At 74.7% G+C, this 20778-nt stretch carries 12 protein-coding genes; 5 read left to right on the top strand and 7 right to left on the bottom strand.

All coding sequences use genetic code 11. The features are described 5' to 3' along the window. Positions 1 to 98: 98 nt before the first annotated feature. The 4 genes from J2S44_RS24895 to J2S44_RS24880 form a co-directional block, all read right to left on the bottom strand. The gene (locus tag J2S44_RS24895) at positions 99 to 3068 is read right to left on the bottom strand and encodes a hypothetical protein (protein ID WP_310418562.1); all 2970 of its coding nucleotides are present in this window, start codon (positions 3066 to 3068) and stop codon (positions 99 to 101) included. Then, the gene (locus J2S44_RS24890; protein ID WP_310418559.1) at positions 3065 to 6124 is read right to left on the bottom strand and encodes a hypothetical protein; all 3060 of its coding nucleotides are present in this window, start codon (positions 6122 to 6124) and stop codon (positions 3065 to 3067) included. Before J2S44_RS24890 ends, J2S44_RS24895 begins: the two co-directional genes overlap by 4 nt. A gap of 81 nt (positions 6125 to 6205) precedes the next feature. Beyond that, complete coding sequence (gene icmA / locus J2S44_RS24885) at positions 6206 to 7879, bottom strand: coenzyme B12-dependent isobutyryl-CoA mutase large subunit (protein ID WP_310418556.1); 1674 nt, start codon at positions 7877 to 7879, stop codon at positions 6206 to 6208. Between the two features lie 10 nt (positions 7880 to 7889). Further along, positions 7890 to 8555, bottom strand: a complete 666-nt coding sequence (locus tag J2S44_RS24880; RefSeq protein WP_310418553.1) for an ATP-binding cassette domain-containing protein — start codon at positions 8553 to 8555, stop codon at positions 7890 to 7892. Positions 8556 to 8651: 96 nt separating this feature from the next. Here J2S44_RS24880 and J2S44_RS24875 point away from each other — a divergent pair, with 96 nt between their 5' ends. Further along, positions 8652 to 10736, top strand: coding sequence for an amidohydrolase family protein (locus J2S44_RS24875; RefSeq protein WP_310418551.1), 2085 nt, complete (start codon positions 8652 to 8654; stop codon positions 10734 to 10736). Then, positions 10733 to 12076 carry a GH1 family beta-glucosidase gene (locus J2S44_RS24870; protein ID WP_310418548.1) on the top strand — a complete coding sequence of 448 codons (1344 nt, stop codon included), beginning with the start codon at positions 10733 to 10735 and terminating at the stop codon, positions 12074 to 12076. The genes J2S44_RS24875 and J2S44_RS24870 overlap by 4 nt, the downstream gene beginning before the upstream one ends. A gap of 277 nt (positions 12077 to 12353) precedes the next feature. Here J2S44_RS24870 and J2S44_RS24865 read toward each other — a convergent pair whose 3' ends face one another. From J2S44_RS24865 to J2S44_RS24855, 3 genes are all read right to left on the bottom strand, one after another. Then, complete coding sequence (locus J2S44_RS24865) at positions 12354 to 12980, bottom strand: TetR/AcrR family transcriptional regulator (RefSeq protein ID WP_310418545.1); 627 nt, start codon at positions 12978 to 12980, stop codon at positions 12354 to 12356. A gap of 207 nt (positions 12981 to 13187) precedes the next feature. Beyond that, a complete protein-coding gene (meaB, locus tag J2S44_RS24860; RefSeq protein WP_310418542.1) occupies positions 13188 to 14150 on the bottom strand; it encodes a methylmalonyl Co-A mutase-associated GTPase MeaB in 963 nt (320 codons plus the stop codon). Then, positions 14147 to 15337 carry an acetyl-CoA C-acetyltransferase gene (locus J2S44_RS24855; protein WP_310418539.1) on the bottom strand — a complete coding sequence of 397 codons (1191 nt, stop codon included), beginning with the start codon at positions 15335 to 15337 and terminating at the stop codon, positions 14147 to 14149. The genes meaB and J2S44_RS24855 overlap by 4 nt, the downstream gene beginning before the upstream one ends. Before the next feature lie 64 nt (positions 15338 to 15401). On the opposite strand from J2S44_RS24855, the gene mce reads away from it, so the two are divergent. From mce to J2S44_RS24840, 3 genes are all read left to right on the top strand, one after another. Then, positions 15402 to 15881: a methylmalonyl-CoA epimerase gene (gene mce / locus J2S44_RS24850; RefSeq protein WP_310418537.1), complete on the top strand. Its 480-nt coding sequence runs from the start codon at positions 15402 to 15404 to the stop codon at positions 15879 to 15881. Positions 15882 to 16922: 1041 nt separating this feature from the next. Next, complete coding sequence (locus J2S44_RS24845) at positions 16923 to 18218, top strand: DivIVA domain-containing protein (RefSeq protein WP_310418534.1); 1296 nt, start codon at positions 16923 to 16925, stop codon at positions 18216 to 18218. A 288-nt stretch (positions 18219 to 18506) separates the two neighbouring features. Then, positions 18507 to 20681, top strand: coding sequence for a Laminin subunit beta-1 (locus J2S44_RS24840; protein WP_310418531.1), 2175 nt, complete (start codon positions 18507 to 18509; stop codon positions 20679 to 20681). The last annotated feature ends 97 nt before the right edge of the window (positions 20682 to 20778 follow it).

Genomic DNA, 20778 nt, shown 5'->3' with positions numbered 1-20778 from the left:
CGCACCCGCACCGTGCCGGGGAGCAACCGCGCCGTCGCCGCCCGCCGGGACCGTGCCACCGTGGTCGCGTCCCGTCCCGTACCGCCTGGCTCCGCCGCTCATCGCTCCTCCACCGCTCGCCGCAGGGACATCGCCGAACCGGCCGCGACACCGGACATCACCACGAGCGCGACGACCGGGCCGAGCGCCGCCCCGGCCCCCGGCCACTCCGGCGGCGCCAGCGGGCCCACGCCGTCCACGTAGTAGGTGATCGCGTCGCGGGTCATCCACCAGGACAGCGCGCCCGCGGCCAGTCCGAGCACCGCGCCGGCGGCGACCACCGCGAGCTGTGCGACCAGCTGGCTGTGCCACGCCGGACCGGCTCGCAGTCCCTGCGCGCGCAGCGCCCGCAGCTGCCTCACGCGCCGGGGCCGGTCCGCGCCGAGCACGACCAGCGCGCCCACGCCGAGCAGCACCGCGCCGGCCGCGGTGAGCAGGTGGAACCGCAGCGCCAGCGCGGGCCCCTGGCCGGCCAGCACCGTCGCCCGTTCCGCGATCGACCGTTCGCCCGTGATGCTCAGGCCGTTCCGGGTGAGCGCCGCGACCACCGCGTCCGGCGTGTCCGCGCGCAGCCACACCTGCGGTTCGACCGCGGCCGCGGCGTCGTAGGCGGCGATGTCCGCGTACTCCAGGTCGACGAGCGTGACCGCGCCGGCCGGTCCGGCCGTGAGCCGCCCGGCGCGCCCGATCGGCATCGGCCCGGTGGCGGACGGCACCGCGTCGGCCGGTTCGCCACCGGTGACCACGGGCAGCGGCATCGGCGTGGCGGTCGACACCAGCCGCAGGTCTGGTCGCCCGCGGGAGCGGTACGACAGGCGCGCGCCGGCCGCGTCGACGGTCAGCTGCGGGGTCTCCAGCACGGTCCCGGAGACGGTGCGCCAGCGAGCCGGGTCGGTCAGACCGGCATCGATCGGCCCGGACGCGTCCGCGATCTCGGTGACGGTCACGTCGATCGCGTACTCCAGCGTGTACGGCGTCTCCACCTCCATCGCACCGAGCCGGCAGCCGGCGGCGCAGGCCTCGACCGGGGCGCTGTACGTGTGCGGGCCGGCCACCAGCGTCCCCGCCTGCACGCGCACCATCGGGCCGGTGACCGGCAGCAGCGTGACCCAGAGCCGGCTGTTCGGCGGCGGTGCGACCGCGGTGGCGCGCACGGTCAGCGTGTCACCGGCGACCCGCAGCGGCGCCGGCGGCCGCGGCCGGATCAGCGACGCGACCGTGGCCGCGTCCGGCCCGTAGCGCGGGCTCCAGGCGGCGACCGTGGCCAGCCGGGTGCTGTCGACCGCGAGCGCGTTCAGTTCGGCGCGGGTGATCCGCGCGGCCGCCATCGCGTACCGCCCGTCCGGGTCGGCGTCCCGGACCGCGCGGAGCAGGTCCTGCTCGCCGAGCGGCGCGACGGTGAGCACGCGCGCCGCGCCGACGTCGATGCGGGCCCGCTCGGCCCGGCCAGCCGCCGCCACCGCGGACGCCGTGCCGGAGAACGCGACCATCGCGAACACGATCACGGCGAGCGCCACCACGCGCAGCTGGGCCGGCTGCCGGGCGAACTCGGCCGCGGCGAGCCCGCGCACCAGCCGGCCGCGGCGCAGTGCCCGGCCGGCCGCGCGCCCGGCCAGCAGCCCGGCGATCCGCGCGCCGAGCAGCCCGGCGGTGAGCGCGACCAGCATCGGTACCAGCAGCTCCAGCCCGCCGGCCGGCTCGTCCACGGTGGTCACCTGGTAGGCCGCGGCCGCGGCGAGCGCGCCCGCGACCAGCTCGGCCGTGCCGGCCAGGGCCTGCCGGTGCCGGGCCGGGGTGGAGCGCAGCAGCACCGCGACCGGCGCCACCACGGCGCGCCACTGCGCGGCCAGGCCGACCAGCAGCGCGCCGGTGACCGCGGCGACCGCCCAGATCATCGAGTTGGTGTCGGGCAGCACCGCGGGCGCGCCGTCCAGCGTGGTCGCGGACAGCACGGCGACGATCGCCCAGGCCGCGAGATATCCGAGGGGCGTGCCGGCCAGCACCGGCAGCACCGCCTCCGCGACGACCAGCACCCAGCGCAGCGCGGCCGGGGTGCCGCGCAGCGCGAACAGGCCGGCCTCGGTGCGGCGGAGCGCGACACCGAACGAGACCGCGAACCAGAGCACCAGCCAGGCGAGCAGCACCAGCGGCAGCCCGGCCAGTTCCAGGCCGTCGCGCAGCTGCGCACCGCTGGCGACGATCCGGGCGTCGAGCGCCGGCAGGTCGGTGCGGACCGCCCAGTCGTACCCGGGTGCCCAGGCGCCCACGGTCGGCGGCGCGGTGCGCGCCGCGTCCGGGAACGCCTCCGGGCGGCCGATCAGGTCGGCGGACTCGACGTAGTCCGCCGCGAGCGTGCGGTGCACGGTTTCCCGGGTGGTGAACATCGGGTCCGCGATCGGCTCCCGCGCCTGCCATCCGGCGAAGAACGTCCGCCCCGCCCAGTAGTCCCCGGACGGGTCGACCGGCGTGTACAGCCCGACCACCGTGAACCGGCTGATCGGGTACTTCTCGCCGGTGTAGAGGATCGCGGTGCCGCCGAGCGACAGCGCGGCCCGGTCCGCCACCCGCGCGCTGACCACGACCTCGTTCCAGCCGGTGGCGCAGCGCCCGGCCGTGATCGTCAGGTGGGCGCAGACGCCGGTGCGCCAGCCGAGCGAGCCGTCCAGCCCGTCCGGCAGCTCACCCGGTGGCGGCGGCACGTCCGCGGGATCGGCGATCCGACCGGTGATCCAGAGTCCGCCGATCGTGTCGAACCCGGGCACGGCCGGCAGGTCCGGGGACAGCTCCGGCGGGAAGGCGCGGCTGGGCTGCTGGCGGTCCGGCACGACCGGGGAGAGGTGCCGCTCGGCCGTGATCCGGCGCTCGGCCGGGGTCGCGGCCGCGACCTCGACGGCGGTGGCCGCGCGTTCCGCCGCCGAGGCGTAGAGCAGCGGTGCGGCCGCGGCCGCCGCGGCGGCCGCGGCCAGCGCCATCATCACCAGCGCGGACCGCCACCGGGCGCGCAACGCGGCGCGGATCAGCCCGATCATGACCGACCGTCCCGCCGTGCCACGGAACCACCCGCGTCCCCACGGACCGCGGAACCACCCGCGTCCCCGCGCGCCGCGGGTCCAGCCGTGTCCCGCCGGGTGACGGAGCCGCCCACGCCCCGGGTCACGGCACCGCCCACGTCCCGCCGGGCCGCCAGCGCGAGCAGCGCGGCGGTCGCGGCGAGCACGGCCGCGGCGGCCCAGTACGGCAACGGTGGCACCGTCGGTGGCCGCCCGTCCGCGAAGACCGGCAGCAGGTCGTGGTGCACGGTCCAGCTGAGCCAGCCGAGCAGCACACCGGCCGTGACGCCGGTCAGCACGAGCACCACCCGGTCCCAGCGGGAGGCGACGCCGACCACGGCCGCGGAGAGGCCCTGCGCGCGCAGCGCGGTCAGGTCGGCGGACCGCCGCGGCCGTTCCACGGTCACGATCAGCAGTGCCCCGGCCAGCGCCAACACCAGCCCGAACACGGCCGCGGCCAGGTAGAGCCGGGTGGACTGCCCGGGGCCCTCCGCGACGAGCTGCGCGGCGCGCCCGGCGACCGAGGTCTCGGCCGCCACGGTCAACCCGGCCGCGTGCAGCTCGCCGGGCAGGCCGGCCGGCGCGTCCGGGGACAGCCACACCTCGTACGCCGTGTTCAGGTCGGAGCCCTCGATCAGCCGGGTCGCGTACTCGTAGTCGATCAGCATGCCGTTGTGCCCCAGGCCGGGCAGCGAGGGCAGCCCGCCCACCATGGCGACCGGCCAGGGGCTCAGGTCGAAGCCGGCGGCCTCCCGGATGCCGTCCGCGTTCACCCCCTCCTCGGGCGCGGCCACCACGACCGGGACCGGCACCGGCACGTCCGACGACCGCAGCCGCACCTCGACCACCGAGTCCCGCGGGCTCACGCCGGTGAACGAGGCGGCCAGCCACGGCCCGTCCTGCTGCATGGTGAGCAGCGCGGCGCCGAGGTTGAAGCCGGGCCGCCAGCGGCCGGGCGAGCCGAGGTCCGCGCCGGTGAGCACGGTCCGGGCCGGGCCCTCCTGGCGCATCTCGAACAGGCGCAACCCGTTCGGCCGGGGCTGGAAGCCGAAGTGGGACAGCCGGCAGCCGCCCGCGCAGCCGTCCACCGGCGCGCGCACCGTGGCCGGTCCCGGACCCTCCGGCAGGGACAGCCGCACCGTGATCGGCCGGCCGCCCGGGTCCACCAGGTGCACCGCGATGTCGGTGGCGCTGACCAGGTCGTCCGCCTCCACGTCGAGCACCAGCGCGGTGCCGTCGACGCGCACCGGCGGGTGCGCGTCCGCGTGCAGCAGGCCGGTCAGCGCACGGAACCTGTCCTGGTCGAGCCCGCGCGGCCGGGCCGCGACCGTCGCCAGCCGGTCCGGTTCCACCGCGACCAGCGCGGTGCCGCCCTGCCGGGTCCGCAGCACCGGCATGGCGAACCGGCCGTCCGGGTCCGCCGCGTGCACCGCGTCGCGCAGCGCTTGTGGCGTGGCTGCGCGCACCGCCAGCACCCGGTCCGCGCCGACCTCCCACCGCGCGCGCTCGTCCGCGGCCCGGGCGCCGAGGTCGACCGCGGTGACGGCCTGGACCAGCAGCGCGATCGCGATCGCGAAGAGCGCCAGCACCCGGTGCCCACCGGGCCGCCGCGCCAGTTGCAGCGCGGCCAGGCCGGGGCCGAGCCGCCCGGTGCGCAGCCGGGAGGTCGCGACGCGCGCGGCCAGCGGCGGGACCAGCCGGGCCGCGAGCAGTCCGCCGGCCAGCGCGACCAGCGCGGGACCGAGCAGCGCGATGCCCTCCGCGTTCGCCGCGCCGACGTTGCCGATCTCGTACCGGGCCGCGGCCGCGAGCGCGACGACCACCAGCGTGACCGCGTCCAGCGGCCGAATCCGCAGCCGGGACGGCGTGCGGCGCAGCCCTTCCAGCACCGGGCCGCGCGGGCGGTGCGCGACCGCGGCCGCGACCACCACGGCGACGCAGCCGAGCGCGGCGGCGCCGGCCCAGATCAGCGACGGAACGACCGGCGGTCCGAAGCCGAACTCGGCGCGGGCGGCGAGCGCGGTCGCGCCGAACCCGGCGAGGAACCCGGCCGGGGCCGCGACCGGGATCGCGAGCAGGCCGGGCGTGACCGCGATCAGCGCCCGGGTGCCGGCCGGCGCGCCGCGCAGCGCGGCCAGCGCGGCCTCGTCCCGGCGCTCCGCGGCGAGCTGCGCCGCGGCCAGCAGCAGCACGAACCCGCCGATCAGGCCGAGCTGGGCCGCGGTGATCGCGGCGCCCCGGAACAGCGCGTCCTCGTTGCCGCGCAGCGCGGTGAGCAGGTCCGGCAGGCGGCTGGTCAGCCGCAGGTCACCGATCCGCTGCGGGGTGAGCCCGGCCAGGTCGGCGCGGGTCGCCGCGAAGTCCAGCGCCACGTCGGTGCGCAGCACGTAGTCGTGCGTGACGTCCACGATCGGCGTGCCGAGCAGCTCGAACCCGCCGCGGTCGCCGAGCAGCGCGCCACGGTCCAGCGCCAGGCCGGGCGCGGTGCGCGCGGTCCAGAACTCGTCGTCCGGGTCGGCCGAGCGGAACACGCCGGTGACGGTGAGCGGCACGGACGCGCCCGGCACGCCGGCCAGGTCGATCGTGTCGCCGGCGGCCACCCCGAAGCGCGCGGCGGTCTGCGGCCCGAGCACGATCTCGTCCGCCCGGGTCGCGCAGGCGCCGTCCACCTCCAGGTGGTCGCAGGCGCCGTCCACCCAGTTCATCCGGAACGTCTCCGGCCCGCGCGGGCCGGCGCCGGTGACGGTGGCGCCGACCGACCCGTACCGGTTGAACCGGGCGGCGGGCAGCAGGTCGGCCGCCACGGTCCAGGACGCCGCGATCCGGTTGGCGTCGCCGAGCATGACGCCGCCGAGCCGCACCGCGCGGGCCCCGGCCGCGGTGTCGTCGAGCGCCGCGGCCGTGGTGCCGGCGACGGCGGCACCGGCCCAGGCCGGGATGGCGGCCGCGGCCGCGACCGTCAGGCCGGCGAGCAACGCGAAGATCAGCAGCCGGGCGCGGTGGCCCCGGATCAGGCCGGCCAGCAGTCCCAGCACGTGCCACCCCCCATGGATCGCTGATCGTGGTAGCGACGATAGGCGATCCGGGGCAGGTCCGAGGTCCCCTGTGGATAACGTTCAGAACCGGGCGGGCTCCCGGTAGACGCCCCACGCCTCGCGCAGCACGCCGCAGATCTCGCCGAGCGTGGCCTCCGCGCGGGCCGCCGCGAGCATCGGCGGGATCAGGTTCGCCTCGGTCCGGCAGGCCGCCGCCAGCTCGCCCAGCACCCGCCGGACCACCGCGTCGTCCCGTTCCGCCCGCCGCGCGGCCAGCACCCGCCGCTGCTCGCGCTCCACCTCGTGCGAGATCCGCAGGATCTCCAGGTCCTTCGCGACCGTCCCGGTGTGCACGTTCACGCCGACGATCCGCTTGTCGCCCTTCTCCAGCGCCGCCTGGTACGCGAACGCCGACTCCGCGATCGCCGAGGTGAACCAGCCGTCCTCGATGCCGCGCAGGATGCCGGACGTGATGGTGCCGTCCGCGCCGAGGTTCCGGATCCGGGTGAAGATCTCCTCCGCGGCCGCCTCGATCCGGTCGGTGAGCGCCTCCACGTACCAGGAGCCGCCGAGCGGGTCGGCCACGTTCGCGACGCCGGTCTCCTCCATCAGCACCTGCTGGGTGCGCAGCGCGATCTCCGCCGACTCCTCGGTGGGCAGCGCGAGCGTCTCGTCCAGCGCGTTCGTGTGCAGCGAGTTGGTGCCGCCGAGCACGGCCGCGAGCGCCTCCACCGCGGTCCGCACCACGTTGTTGACCGGCTGCTGCGCGGTCAGCGAGACGCCCGCGGTCTGGGTGTGGAAGCGCAGCCACAGCGCCCGCTCGTCGGTCGCGCCGTAGACGTCCCGCAGCCAGCGCGCCCAGATCCGCCGCGCGGCCCGGAACTTCGCGATCTCCTCGAAGAAGTCCACGTGCGCGTCGAAGAAGAAGCTCAGGCCGGGCGCGAACCGGTTGACGTCCAGCCCGCGGGACAGGCCGAGTTCGACGTACCCGAAACCGTCCGCCAGCGTGTACGCCAGTTCCTGCGCGGCGGTCGAGCCGGCCTCCCGGATGTGGTAGCCGGAGACGGACAGCGGCTTGTAGCGCGGGATCTCCGCCGCGCAGTACTCCATCAGGTCACCGATCAGGCGCAGGTGCGGCTCCGGCGCGAACAGCCACTCCTTCTGCGCGATGTACTCCTTGAAGATGTCGGTCTGCAGCGTGCCGTCCAGACCGGACAGGTCCGCGCCCTGCCGCTCGGCCGCCACCAGGTACATGCAGAAGATCGGCACGGCCGGACCGGAGATGGTCATGCTGGTGGTGACCGCGCCCAGGTCGATGCCGTCGAAGAGCACGTCCATGTCCGCGGCCGAGTCGATCGCGACGCCGCAGTGCCCGACCTCGCCGAGCGCCTGGGGATCGTCCGAGTCGTACCCCATCAGGGTCGGCATGTCGAACGCCACGGACAGGCCACCGCCGCCGGCCGCGAGCAGCATCCGGTACCGCTCGTTGGTCTGCCGCGCGTTGCCGAACCCGGAGAACTGCCGAATCGTCCAGGCCCGCCCGCGGTAGCCGGTCGGGTGGAGCCCGCGCGTGTACGGGAACTCGCCGGGCCAGCCGATCCGCGCGAAGCCGGGGTACCCGGCGCCGTCCGGCGGGCCGTAGAGCGGCGCGACCGTCTCGCCGGAGAGCGTGGTGAAGTCGGCGTCCCGTTTGTGGGCCGCGTCGTACCGCGCCTGCCAGCGGGCACGTCCGGCGGCGATCTGCTCGGCATCCATGCCGCACAGTCTAGGGCGCAACCTTAACGATCGCTAAGGGTTCCGCGCTGCCGTCCCGGAGGTGCAGCTCCGCGTCGCAGAACGCGGCCGCCTCCGCGTCGTGCGTGGCGAACACGACCGCCGCGCCCCGGTCCGCCTCCGCGCGCAGCAGCTCCAGCACCCGCGCCCGGTTCACCGCGTCGAGCTCGCTGGTCACCTCGTCGGCCAGCAGCACGTCACCGGCGAGCGCCAGCCCGCGGGCCAGTGCGGTCCGCTGCTGCTGACCGCCGGAGAGCTCCTCGACCAGCTGCCCGGACTGCTCCGCGAGCCCGAGCGCGGCCAGCGCGGTCGCGGCGGACGCGCGGGCCTCGGACGGGCCGGCCCCGTTCGCCATCAGCGCGACCTGCAGGTTCTCGCCCGCGGTCAGGATCGCGGCCAGCCCGTTGTCCTGCGGCACCAGCACGATCCGCCGGGACACCGCATGGTCCCGGTCGCGGATCACCTCGCCGCTGGCGCGCACCTCGCCGGCCAGCGGGCGCAGCAGCCCGGCCATCGCGTGCAGCAGCGTGCTCTTGCCGGCGCCGGACGGGCCGGTCACCGCCAGGATCCGCCCCGGCTCCGCGCTCACGGTCACGTCCCGCAGCACCGGCTCGCCGCCGTAGCCGAGGGTGACGCCGTCCACGATCAACAGTGACATGGACCGGACCCTATCCCTTCCGTACGCCCACCGTCGCCCCCTATGCTGGGTGATCCTTGGTGGATCAGATGATCTCCCAACCGACAGGGGTGCCGCATGTCCTCGCTCGCACCGAACCTCGCGTCAGAACCCGCTCCGATGCCGGCGCCGACGTCCGCGCCGAAAGCCGCGCCGACGCTCGCGCCGGCGGCCGCGCTCGCCGCCCTGCTGCTCGTGGTCGCGCTCCCCGCGCCCGCCCGCGCGGCCGACGCGACGCCCGCCTACGACCTCGACGACGACTGCGTCACGCTCGCCGCACCGGCCGGGCACATCACCAAGAACTCCGGAGGGTACGGGTTCACCGGCTCGGCCGCGGCCGCCGAGCGGTTCCGGTTCGACGCCACCGCGCTCGGCCGCTACACCATCCGGGACTCCGCGGGCGCGTACCCGTACCAGAGCGTCATCGGTTTCGTCCTTCCCGGCCAGGCCTATGGCGACCGGGCCGACTGGACGGCCGTCACCACCGGCGACGGCCGCTACCAGCTCACCGCGACCGCGACCGGCCAGCAACTCGGCACGTTCCTCGGCCGGCTCGGCGGCGGGTCCGCGCCCACCACGCTCGTCGCCACGCCGGCCACCGGCTGCGTCCCGGTCGAGGACATCGCGACCGGCGTGACCGGCACCGCCGCGCCCGGCGTGAACCCGGACGGCACGCTCAACGGCTGGATCGACGGCCACGCGCACGTCACCGCGGCCGAGGCGTTCGGCGGCGACCTGCACTGCGGCGACGCGTTCGCGCCCGGCGGCCCCGCGGTCGCGCTCAAGGGCTGCGCGTCGCACGCCACGCTCGGCATCGGCGCGCTGCTGGAGGCGATCATCGCGGGCACCGACCCGATCGACTCGCGCGAGGACGGCTGGCCCACGTTCGGCGACTGGCCGCAGCCCAACAGCCTGCTGCACGAGCAGTCGTACTTCCGTGGCATCGAGCGCTCCTGGCGCTCCGGCCAGCGCGTGCTCAACACGCTGCTGGTGGCGAACCGGATCATCTGCGGCCTCTACCCGACCCGGGACACGTCCTGCGACGAGACCGAGCAGATCCGCGCGCAGTACCGGTACCTGCGCTCGATGCAGGACTACGTCGACGCGCAGAGCGGTGGGCCGGGCCGCGGCTGGTTCCGGCTCGCGGCCACGCCCGAGGAGGTCCGCGCGATCGCGGCGCAGGGCAAGCTCGCGGTCACCGTGGGCGTGGAGAGCTCGGAACTGTTCGGCTGCAACGTCACCTGCACCACCGCCGCGGTCGACGCCGGGCTGGACGAGCTGGCGTCGATGGGCGTCAGCGGCCTCTACCCGGTGCACAAGTTCGACAACGCGTTCGGCGGCACCCGCTTCGACTCCGGCGCGACCGGCGTCGCGGTCAACATCGGCAACCTGATCAGCACCGGCCACTGGTGGACCGCGGACTCCTGCACCGGCCCGTCCGACAACGAGCAACCGCTGGTCAGCGACGAGCTGGCGGAGCTGCTCCGGCTCGGGAAGCTGGGCCTGCCGCCGGGCACGATCCTGCCGGTCTACCCGAGCGGCCCGATCTGCAACACCCGTGGCCTGACCCCGATGGGCGAATACCTGATCGAGCGCATGATCGAGCGCGGGATGATCATCCACCTCGACCACATGGGGGTACGGACGGCGTCCGCCGTGCTGGACATCGCGGAGGCGGCCGGCTACCCGGGCGTGGTCTCGGTGCACTCCTGGTCCGACCGCACGCTGGTGGACCGGCTGCTCGGCCTCGGCGGCTTCGTGGCCGGCTACGCGCACGCGGCCACGGACGCGGGCGACGGCGAGCTCCCGTTCCTGGACGAGTGGCGGGCCAACCGGGCACTGCCCAACGGCGACACCATCAGCGGGTACGGGATGGGCAGCGACGTCAACGGCCTCGGCCCGCTGCCGCCGCCGCAGCTGGCACCGCCGGCCGGCCCGCAGCCGTACCCGTTCACCGCGGTCAACGGCACCACCGTCGACCGGCAGGTCTTCGGCACCCGCACGTTCGACCTGAACACCGACGGCGTCCCGCAGTACGGGCTGTACGCGGACTGGGTCACCGACCTGATCCGCCAGGCCGGACCGGACGGCGCGCTGCTGCGGAGCCAGCTGATGAACGGCGCCGAGGCGTACGTGTCGATGTGGGAAGAGGCCCGTGCATGACGTTCCCGCTGTTCCCGCCCGGGTTCCGGTTCGGCATGGCCACCTCCGCGTACCAGGTGGAGGGCGCCTTCGACCGGGACGGCAAGGGCCCGGGCATCTGGGACACGTTCACGGCGCGGCCCGGCACGGTCCGCAACGGCGACGACGGGCGGGTCGCGATCGACCACTACCACCGGTACGCGGAGGACGTCGCGCACATCGCCGCGGCCGGCACGCACGACTACCGGTTCTCGTTCTCCTGGCCGCGCGTGCTGCCCACCGGGACCGGCCCGGTCAACAAGCCCGGCCTGGACTTCTACGACCGGCTCGTGGACGAGCTGCTGTCGCACGGCGTCCGCCCGGTCCCGACGATCTACCACTGGGACCTGCCGCAGGCGCTGGAGGACGCGGGCGGCTGGCTGTCCCGGGACACCGCGTACGCGCTCGCCGACTTCGCCGCGGTCCTGGCCGACCGGCTCGGCGACCGGGTGCACGACTGGATCACGCTGAACGAGATGAGCGTGCAGACGCTCTACGGGTACGCGCTGACCTCGCACGCGCCCGGCCGGGGCCTCGGCTTCGACGCGCTGCCGGTGGCGCACCACCAGCTGCTCGCGCACGGGCTGGCGGTGCGGGCGCTGCGCGCGGCCGGCGCGGCCACGGTCGGCGTGGCCGCGCAGCACTTCCCGGTCGAGCCCGCCTCGGCCGCCGCGGACGACGTCGCGGCCGCGGAGCTGTTCGCCACGCTGACGAACTGGCTGTTCGCCGACCCGGTCCTGCGCGGCGGCTATCCGCCCGGGCTCGGCGATCGGCTGCCGGTGCGGGACGGCGACCTGGAGACCATCGCGGCGCCGCTGGACTTCTACGGCGTCAACTACTACGAGCCGACCCGGATCGAGGCGCCGCGCCCGGACCGGGACTACCGCGGCGTGCTGGAGGTGGACGTCCCGGCGGGGATGCCGTTCGCGCCGGTGCCGGTGCCGGCCGCGGAACGGACCGACTTCGGCTGGGCGATCGTGCCGTCCGGGCTGACCACGATCCTGACCACGCTGCGGGACCGCTATCCGTCGCTGCCGCCGCTGGTGGTGACGGAGAACGGCGCGTCGTTCCGCGAGCCGGTCGCGGACGGCCGGCGGGTGGCGTTCCTCGACGCGCACCTGCGCGCCGTGCGCGACGCGATGGCGGCCGGGGCCGACGTGCGCGGCTACTACGTGTGGTCCGCGCTGGACAACTTCGAGTGGGCGGCCGGATTCGAGGAACGGTTCGGCCTGATCCACGTCGACCCGGCCACGCTGGCCCGGACGCGGAAGGACTCCTGGCACTGGTTCCGTGACCTGATCGCCGCCCAGCCCCGGTCCTGACCCGGCCTCTGCGAGGGATCGGTCCGTCCCGCACGGCGCAACGCCTGCGCCGCGCGGAAAGCCAGCCGCACTGCGCGGTAGATCGGCCCGCACTGCGCGGTAGATCAGCCTGCCCTGTGGGATAGATCGGCCTGCCCTGTGGGATAGATCAGCCAGCGCTGTGGGATAGATCAACCTGCGCTGTGGGGTAGATCAGCCTGCACTGTGCGGCAACTCAAACGACCGCTGTTTCGGCAGTTCAAAGGCCCTGTGCTGACTCTCGATACCGACTGTTCGATCACTCAATACCCGGTGCGGCCGGGCCCGTGGTCCGGCGCAACCGGTCGACGAACGTGGCCGCGATCCGGGTCAGTCGCTCGGACCGCCCCTCCTCCGCCCACCCGTCCACCAGGCTCAGCAGCGCGCTGCCCTCGACCAGGATGATGAAGTCGTCGATCACCGCGTCGTCGTCCACGCCGGCCCGCAGCTCGCCCCGCTCCCGCGCCTCGCGCATGCAGACCCGCAGCAGCTCCCGGATCCCCAGGTGCGACTCGCGCCGCGACGCCGCCAGCCGCGGATGGGACAGCGCCGCCCCGGCGAACGCCACGTTCACGTGCGCGTCCGCCGCCCGCTCGTCGTCGAACGGCAGCGCCGCCTCCAGCGCCGCCCGCAGCGCGGCCAGCCCGGCCAGGTCGCCGCCCAGCCGGAACGCGCGCGCCACGATCCGCTCGTACATCGCGGCCTGCGCCGCCACCAGGATGTCGTCCTTGCCGCCGAGGAAGTGCGCCAGCACGCTCAGCGAGCAGCCGGCCTCGTCCGCGATCGCCCGGGTCGTGGTGCCCTCCACGCCGCGCGCCCGGACCACCCGCCAGGCCGCGGCCAGCAGTTCCGCCCGCCGCTCCCCATGATCGACCAGCCTCGGCACGCCCTCACCCTACGACCCGCCCCGGCCCCACCCCCGGAGCGCTGCCCGGCGGACGATCCCGGCTCGCGCACCGTCCGGCCCACGCACCGTCCGGCCCGCGCGGCGTCCGGCCCGCGCGCCGGTTCACCGCAAAGGGTCAGAACGCGTCCAGCAGCGACGCCGTCACACGCGTCAGAGCGCGCGTCCAGCAGCGACCCGCCGCATGCGTCAGAACGCCTCCAGTAGCGACGCCGCCGCCGAGTACGGGTCGCGCCGCCCGGCCACGACCTCGGCCGCCAGCTCGGTCAGCGCGGTGCCGCCGCGCAGCGCGGCCAGCCGGGCGCGCACCGTGCCCAGCGCGATCGCCTCCACCTCGGCGGCGGCCCGGGCCGCGCGGCGGCGGTCCAGCTCGCCGTGGGCGACCAGCCAGTCGTGGTGCTTGTCCAGCGCGGCCAGTGTCTCGTCGATGCCCTCGGCGCGGGACGCGACCGCGCGCACCACCTGCGGACGCCACTCGCCGGGCCCGCGCTCACCGAGGCCGATCATGCCCTGGATGTCGCGGTACGTGGCGTCCGCGCCGTCCCGGTCGGCCTTGTTCACCACGAACACGTCCGCGATCTCCAGGATGCCGGCCTTCACCGCCTGGATCGCGTCACCCATGCCGGGCGCCAGCAGCACCATCGTGCTGTCCGCCAGCGACGCCACCTCGACCTCGGCCTGACCGACGCCGACCGTCTCGACCAGGACCACGTCGCAGCCCGCACCCTCCAGCACGCGCACGGCCTGCGGCGTCGCGGCGGAGAGCCCGCCGAGGTGGCCGCGGTTGGACATGGACCGGATGTAGACCCCGGGATCGGTCGCGTGGTCCTGCATCCGGACCCGGTCGCCGAGGATCGCACCGCCGCTGAACGGGCTGGACGGGTCGACGGCCAGCACGCCGACCCGGTGGCCCCGCTTGCGCAGCGCGCGGACCAGCTCGTTCGTGGTGGTGGACTTCCCCACGCCGGGCGAGCCGGTGATGCCGACGACCCGGGCCCGCCCCGAGTCCGCAGCCAGCGCCGCGGCCATCTCGGGCAGCGATCCGTCGCCGGACTCGACCAGCGTGATCAGCCGGGCGACCGCGCGCGGGTCACCGTCCCGGGCGTGTTCGACCAGCAGCGGGATGTCGCGGCTGCGGCGCAATGACGTCACCCCGCCGAGCCTGCCACCTTGATGATCAGAGCGTCGCCCTGTCCGCCGCCACCGCAGAGCGCGGCCACGCCCACGCCGCCGCCGCGCCGGCGCAGCTCCAGCGCCAGGGTGAGCGCGAGCCGGGCACCGGACATGCCGATCGGGTGGCCGAGCGCGATCGCGCCGCCGTTCACGTTCACCCGCTCCGGGCTGATCCCGAGGTCCCGGATGGACTGGATGCCGACCTGCGCGAACGCCTCGTTGATCTCCACCAGGTCGAGGTCGGCCGCGGTCAGCCCCTCCTTGGCGAGCGCCGCGTTGATCGCGTTCGACGGCTGCGAGTGCAGCGAGTTGTCCGGGCCGGCCACGTTCCCGTGCGCGCCGATCTCCGCGATCCAGCTCAGGCCCAGCTCCACCGCCTTCGCCTTGGACATCACCACGACCGCGGCCGCGCCGTCCGAGATCGGCGACGCGCTGCCGGCCGTGATCGTGCCGTCCGGCGTGAACGCGGGCCGCAGCCGGGCCAGCGACTCGACCGTGGTGTCCGGCCGGATCCCCTCGTCCTCGCTGATCACGATCGGGTCGCCCTTGCGCTGCGGGATCGAGACCGGGGTGATCTCCTCCGCGAAGTGCCCGTTCTTCTGCGCGGCCGCGGCCCGCTGGTGACTGGCCGCGGCGAACGCGTCCTGCTCCTCGCGGGTGATCCCGTGCCGGGCGCCGTGCCGTTCCGTGGACTCGCCCATCGAGCAGCAGTCCCACGCGTCGGTCAGCCCGTCCAGCGCCATGTGGTCCTTGATCACCACGTCGCCGTACTTGTATCCCTGCCGCTGGCCGGTCAGCAGGTGCGGCGCGTTGGTCATCGACTCCATGCCGCCGGCCACCACCACGTCGTACTCACCGGCCCGGATCAGCTGGTCCGCGAGCGCGATCGCGTCGAGCCCGGAGAGGCACACCTTGTTGATGGTCAGCGCCGGCACCGACATCGGGATGCCGGCCTCGACCGCGGCCTGCCGCGCCGGGATCTGCCCCGCCCCGGCCTGCAGCACCTGCCCCATGATCACGTACTGGACCGCCGCCGGATCGACACCGCCCCGCTCCAGCGCCGCCCGGATCGCCACGCCGCCGAGCTTCGTGGCCGGGAAGTCCTTGAGGTTGCCGAGCAGCCGCCCCATCGGGGTCCGCGCTCCGCCGACGATTACCGATCCCATCGCTACCGTCCCTGTGGGTGGGTCGACGCTGACCTTAACGCTTGTTCGGGTAAGACTATCGTCCATGACCTCACCGCCCGATGCCGGATTCGTCACAGACGGATACATCGGCATCCTTCGCATCGATCACGTCGGCATCGCCGTACCCGACCTCGACGCCGCCATCGAGTTCTACGCCCGCGTCTTCGGCATGCGCTGCGTCCACCGGGAGACCAACGCCGAACAGGGCGTCCGCGAGGCCATGCTCTCCGTCGGCCCGACCACCGCCGGCGGCTGCCTCCAACTCCTGGCCCCGCTCACCCCGGACTCCACGATCGCCAGATTCCTGGACCGCAACGGCCCCGGCGTCCAACAGGTCGCCTACACCGTCACCGACGTCGACGCCGCCTGCGCCGCCCTCCGCACCCGCGGCGTCCGCCTCCTCTACCCCGAACCCAGACGCGGCACCGCCGGCTCCCGCATCAACTTCGTCCACCCCAAGGACGCCGGCGGCGTCCTGGTCGAACTGGTCGAACCCGCACACCCCCACCCCCGACACCCCTGACCGAACCAAGACCCAAAAGCCCTTCACCGCAGCTCTTCCCGCTTCCGGCGCGGCACGGCCCGCATGCTCCCGCGGGCACCGGTCGTCGCTGGCGCTCCTCCCTGCCGGTCCCGCCGCCCCAGACCCCCGGCACCCCTCCCCCGACCAGCTCACCCACCACCCCGTACGCCCCGCCACCCCGCACCGGACGTTGCGCACCACGGGCCGACGGACACACCGCGCGCCGCAAGCACCCCGCGCCGCGCCCGGATCCCCCGCACTGCACGGCGAGCCTCGTATCGCGGTTCCGCCGCGCCGCTGGCTCCGCGGCACAGATCGCAAGCCGCGCCGCGGGTCCCGTCCCGCACATCCCCCGCCGCTACACAGGCCCCGCACTACGCGCCGCCGGTCGCACACCGCCGACCCGGCGTCCCGGGTCTCGCGACGCGGGTCTCGCGACGCGGGTCTCGCGGCCCGGTGCGGCTCGCACGCGCGGCGTGGGGCTCGCGGCGCGGCGGTGGTCGCGGGTTTCTCCCGCGGCGTGCGGGACCGGCTCCGAGGCCGGCCGGCAAGCGGAGCCCTGGCGGAGTCTTGCCGGGCGGCGAGGTTGGCCCGCGGGAGCATGCGGGCCGCGGTGCGCCGGGAGCGGGAACATGTGGTGCGGCGGGTCCGTGTTCCGGGGCGTGCGGCCGGGCCCGCGGTGCATGGATAAGCGGTGCGTAGATAAACCAGTCTCCCGCCGGCGCGACGGAAGGGGCGCCACGACGTGTACCGGCGGCCTCACAACGTGCTAACGTGCGCAACGCCTCGCACCCGATCGGCGATTTTCCCGTTTGTGGGAGAAAGTTCAACGAGTCGGGGCTTACGGGGGTTAGTGCCGCATTAGGCCCGATATCCGACGTCAGCGAAGCGCCTGCTCGGCCCCGTCGGCCGAGTGGTCGATCCCTGTTGGACCGAATCGGCGATCAGGCCGGTGACCAGCGGAGTTGACCATGAAAGCGGTCCGGGACATGCCCCGCACGCTCTTGCGAAGCACCAGGGTACGTCTGCCAGTATGTCCCAATGCCCCAGCAGCAGGACTCTTCCCTCGCGTTCTTCGAGAGCGCGAAATCCGAGCACGACTTCACGGTCGTTCTCCGCGGTTACGACCGCGGCCAGGTGGACGCGCACCTGGGCCGGCTGGTCGCCGCCCTGAACCAGTCGGAGCAGGCGCGGGCCGAGGCCGAGCAGCGGATGAACGACGCGCAGCGCCGGCTGCGCCAGGCTGAGCAGCGACTCAGCTCGGTCGAGCAGAAGCTGACCGACACCAACAAGCAGCTCGAGGAGAACAACCGCCCGACGCTCTCCGGTCTCGGGACCCGCGTCGAGCAGATCCTCCGCCTCGCCGAGGAGCAGGCGAACGATCACCGCAGCGAGGCCAAGCGCGAGTCGGAGGGCATCCTCTCCGCCGCCCGCCTCGAGGCGCGGGAGATCACCGACAAGGCCCGTGCCGAGGCCGCCGCCATGAAGGCGACCGCGGAGCGCGAGGCCGGCCAGGTCCGCACGCACGCGGAGCGCGAGGCCGCCGAGGTCCGGGTGCAGGCCCGCCGCGAGGCGGACACGCTGCGCGCCGACGCCGACCGCGAGACCAAGCAGCTGCGCACCGTCACCGCCCACGAGGTCGCGGAGCTCAAGTCCACTGTCGAGCGCGAGGTCTCCACGCTGCGCGCCACCGCCGAGCGGGAGATCACCCAGCTCCGGGCGAAGGCGGCCCGCGAGGCCGAGGAGAAGCGCGCCGAGGCGACCAAGATGCTCACCGACGCCCGCGACAAGCGCGACAAGGACCTGCAGGCCCTCGCGCTGGAGCTCGCCGAGCGCCGGGAGAAGGCGGAGCGCGAGGAGTCGCAGCGCCACGCCGCCCAGGTCGCCGCCACGCAGAAGATGGTCGCCGAGGCCGAGGAGCGCGCCCGCGCCGCCGAGGACCGCGCCAAGGAGATCGAGCAGCGCGCCGAGGCCCGCCGCGTCGAGTCCGAGCGCAACGCGAACGAGACGGTCGAGAAGGCCAAGGCGCTCTCCGACAAGACCATCAACGAGGCCCGCGCCGAGGCGCACCGCCTGGTCACCGAGGCTCGCACCGAGGCCGACCACACCACGCAGGCCGCCCGCCGCGAGGTCGAGGACCTGACCCGTCAGAAGGACGCCGTCACGTCCCAGCTCGGTCAGATGCTCTCCGGTCTGGCCGGCATCGTCCCCACGCCGGCCGCCGCCGCGCCCGCCGCCGCCCCGGCCGCTCCGGCCGCCGCCGCCAAGCCCGAGGCCGAGGCCACGGACTCCGGCGACGCCACCGACGACAAGGTGCCGGCCAAGGCCGGCAACTGAGCACCACCGCGATCCGGGTTTGGCAGAACCCGGACGACACCGCATACGTCCCGTCAGGCCGGCTGAATGTCCGCGCGTGACGGGACGATGCATATGTGTGACGACCAGGTTTTGACCGTCGCTTCCAACAACTGCGACTACGGCGGCTCGTTGGTACGGTAGGTCCGCCGGGTTTGGCAGAACCCGACAGTTCACCCGAAAAAGCGACAACAATGAGAAGCGCATACGTCCCGTCAGGCCGGTGTGTATCCGGGCCGGACGGGACGGCGTGTGTGTGAGGATGGAACCATGTCACACGGCGGGGAAATCTTCGATCTCGGCGACAACATGGCTCCGGAGCCCACCTTCGAGTCACAGTTCAAGGGCTACGACCGCAAGCAGGTCGATCGGTACGTCGCCCGCGCCGAGGCCGAGATCGCCACGCTCGCCACCGAGCGAGAGCAGGCCTACGGCGAGATCCAGCGCATGGCCCGCGAGGTCGAGCAGCTGAAGGCCGAGGTGGCCGCGCAGCGTCGGCGGGCAGCCACCCCGGAGCGGGTCTCGTTCCGGCACCTCGGGCCGCGCGTGGAGCAGATCCTCGCGCTCGCCGAGGACCAGGCCGAGGCGATCCGCACCGAGGCGACGCAGGACATCGCGGACCGGCGCAACGAGGCCGACCGGGTGCTGAACGAGGCCCGGGAGGATGCGGACCGGATGGTCGCGGACGCCCGGACCCGCGCGCACGAGGCGGCCCGCGACTTCGAGATCGCGCTCGCCTCCCGCCGCGCCGAGGAGGACAAGGTCGACGCGCAGCGCCGGTCCACGGCCGAGGCGGAGATCGCGGCGGCGCGCGAGGAGGCCGACAAGGCCCGCAGCGAGGGGCAGGCCGCGCTGGCCCGCGCCCAGCAGGAGGCGCGCCAGCTCACCGAGCAGACCAAGCAGTACGTGCAGCGCACCCGCGCCGAGACCGAGGCGTACGTGCAGTCCTCGCGGACCCAGGTGCAGCAGGAACTGAGCCACTGGCGCAGCAGCGTCGAGCAGGAGATCAACCAGCGCAACGCCGCGGCCGAGCGGGAGCTGGCCGAGCTGCGCACCGCGGCCGAGCACGAGGTCGCGCAGCGCCGCACCGCGGCCACGCAGGAGATCAGCCAGCTCCGCGCCGAGGCCGAGAAGCAGATCGCCGACCAGCGCGCCGACGCCGAGCGGCAGCTCAACGAGGCCCGGCGCGCGGCGGACAAGGAGGCGGCCGAGGCGCACGCGCGGCTCACCGCCGTCCAGCAGGAGGTCAGCACCACGCAGAAGCAGCTCACCGCGCTGCGCGAGGAGATCTCCACGACCGAGTCCGCGCTGGCCGACCTGCGCGAGCAGACGATCACCGCGCAGCAGGAGTCGTCCAAGGTCGCGGAGAAGCTCAGCGGCGTGCAGAAGCAGCTGGCCACGGAGCTCAAGCGGCTCACCGACGCGCAGCGCTCCGCGGAGGCGGCCGAGCGGCACGCGTCCGACGTGCGCCGCCAGGTGCAGCGCGAGGCGAAGCGGGTGGCGGAGCTGGCGGCCGCGGCGGTGCTCGCGGCGGCGGCCGGCCCGGCGGACCAGTCCGACGACGACGCGTCCGACCCCGCCGGCGCTTCGGCCGATGCTGGTGCTTCCGGCTCGTCCGACGGTTCCGGTGCGAACGGGACGCGGGTGGCGCCGGCGGCTTCGACGGGCACCACGTCGTCCACGGGATCGGTGCCGTCCGAGGGCTCCTCGGCAGCCGGCGGTTCCTCGGCGGCCGGTGGTTCCTCGGCGGCCGGTGGTTCCTCGGCGTCGGATTCGTCCGCGCCTGAGGCGTCGTCCGCGCCCGAGGCGTCCTCGACGCCCGAGACGTCTGCGACGGAGTCGTCCTCGTCCACGGTGTCTCCGGCCGGTGCTTCCGCAGCGGGTGCTGCTGCGGCCGGTTCGTCTTCGGGCGGTTCGTCTTCGGGCGGCTCCTCTTCGGGCGGTTCGTCTTCGGGCGGCGCCTCGTCGGGCAACGACGCGACTCAGGTGCTCACGCAGCAGGATCTGGCGAAGGCCGCCGCCGCGGCACAGCGGGAAGCGGAGCCGAAGCGGCCGGCGGCCACGACCGGCTCGGCCGACACCACGCAGGTGATCACCGACAAGGGCGACACCACGCAGGTGATCGCGGACAAGGCGGACACCACCCAGGTGATCGCGGACAAGGGCGACACCACGCAAGTCATCACCGACAAGGGCGACACCACGCAGGTGATCGCGAACGAGGCGGACGCCACGCAGGTGATCCCGGCGGATGCGGTCCGGCAGGCGCAGGCCGCCGCGGTCGCGCCGAAGCAGACGGACGGCCCGCCGGTGTCGCTGAGCAACGCGACCGCCGCGCCGACCGCGGTCATGCCGACCGTGCCGGCCACGCCCCGGGCCACCGCGCCGGACGCCCGCGACGGCAAGGCCGCCGAGGAGCTGAAGGCGAACTCCACCACGGTCTGATCGGTTCACCGAGCGAGGGGCGGCCGTTACCGGCCGCCCCTCGCGTCGTTCATGGCACCGCCACCCCGCGCCCGATACGCTTGCGCGCTGGAGGTGT

It is taken from the genome of Catenuloplanes niger (assembly GCF_031458255.1).
Taxonomy (GTDB): Bacteria; Actinomycetota; Actinomycetes; order Mycobacteriales; family Micromonosporaceae; genus Catenuloplanes; species Catenuloplanes niger.
Note: the sequence above shows the minus strand (reverse complement) of the source record. Positions and strands in the feature narration are given on the sequence as shown.

Excerpts from the sequence above, each read along its gene's own strand:
- icmA (WP_310418556.1), bottom strand. The coding sequence starts at position 7,879 with ATGGATGCCGAGCAGATCGCCGCCGGACGTGCCCGCTGGCAGGCGCGG.
- J2S44_RS24845 (WP_310418534.1), top strand. The coding sequence starts at position 16,923 with ATGCCCCAGCAGCAGGACTCTTCCCTCGCGTTCTTCGAGAGCGCGAAA.
- J2S44_RS24880 (WP_310418553.1), bottom strand. The coding sequence starts at position 8,555 with ATGTCACTGTTGATCGTGGACGGCGTCACCCTCGGCTACGGCGGCGAG.
- J2S44_RS24875 (WP_310418551.1), top strand. The coding sequence starts at position 8,652 with ATGTCCTCGCTCGCACCGAACCTCGCGTCAGAACCCGCTCCGATGCCG.
- J2S44_RS24855 (WP_310418539.1), bottom strand. The coding sequence starts at position 15,337 with ATGGGATCGGTAATCGTCGGCGGAGCGCGGACCCCGATGGGGCGGCTG.
- mce (WP_310418537.1), top strand. The coding sequence starts at position 15,402 with ATGACCTCACCGCCCGATGCCGGATTCGTCACAGACGGATACATCGGC.
- J2S44_RS24840 (WP_310418531.1), top strand. The coding sequence starts at position 18,507 with ATGTCACACGGCGGGGAAATCTTCGATCTCGGCGACAACATGGCTCCG.
- J2S44_RS24895 (WP_310418562.1), bottom strand. The coding sequence starts at position 3,068 with ATGATCGGGCTGATCCGCGCCGCGTTGCGCGCCCGGTGGCGGTCCGCG.
- J2S44_RS24870 (WP_310418548.1), top strand. The coding sequence starts at position 10,733 with ATGACGTTCCCGCTGTTCCCGCCCGGGTTCCGGTTCGGCATGGCCACC.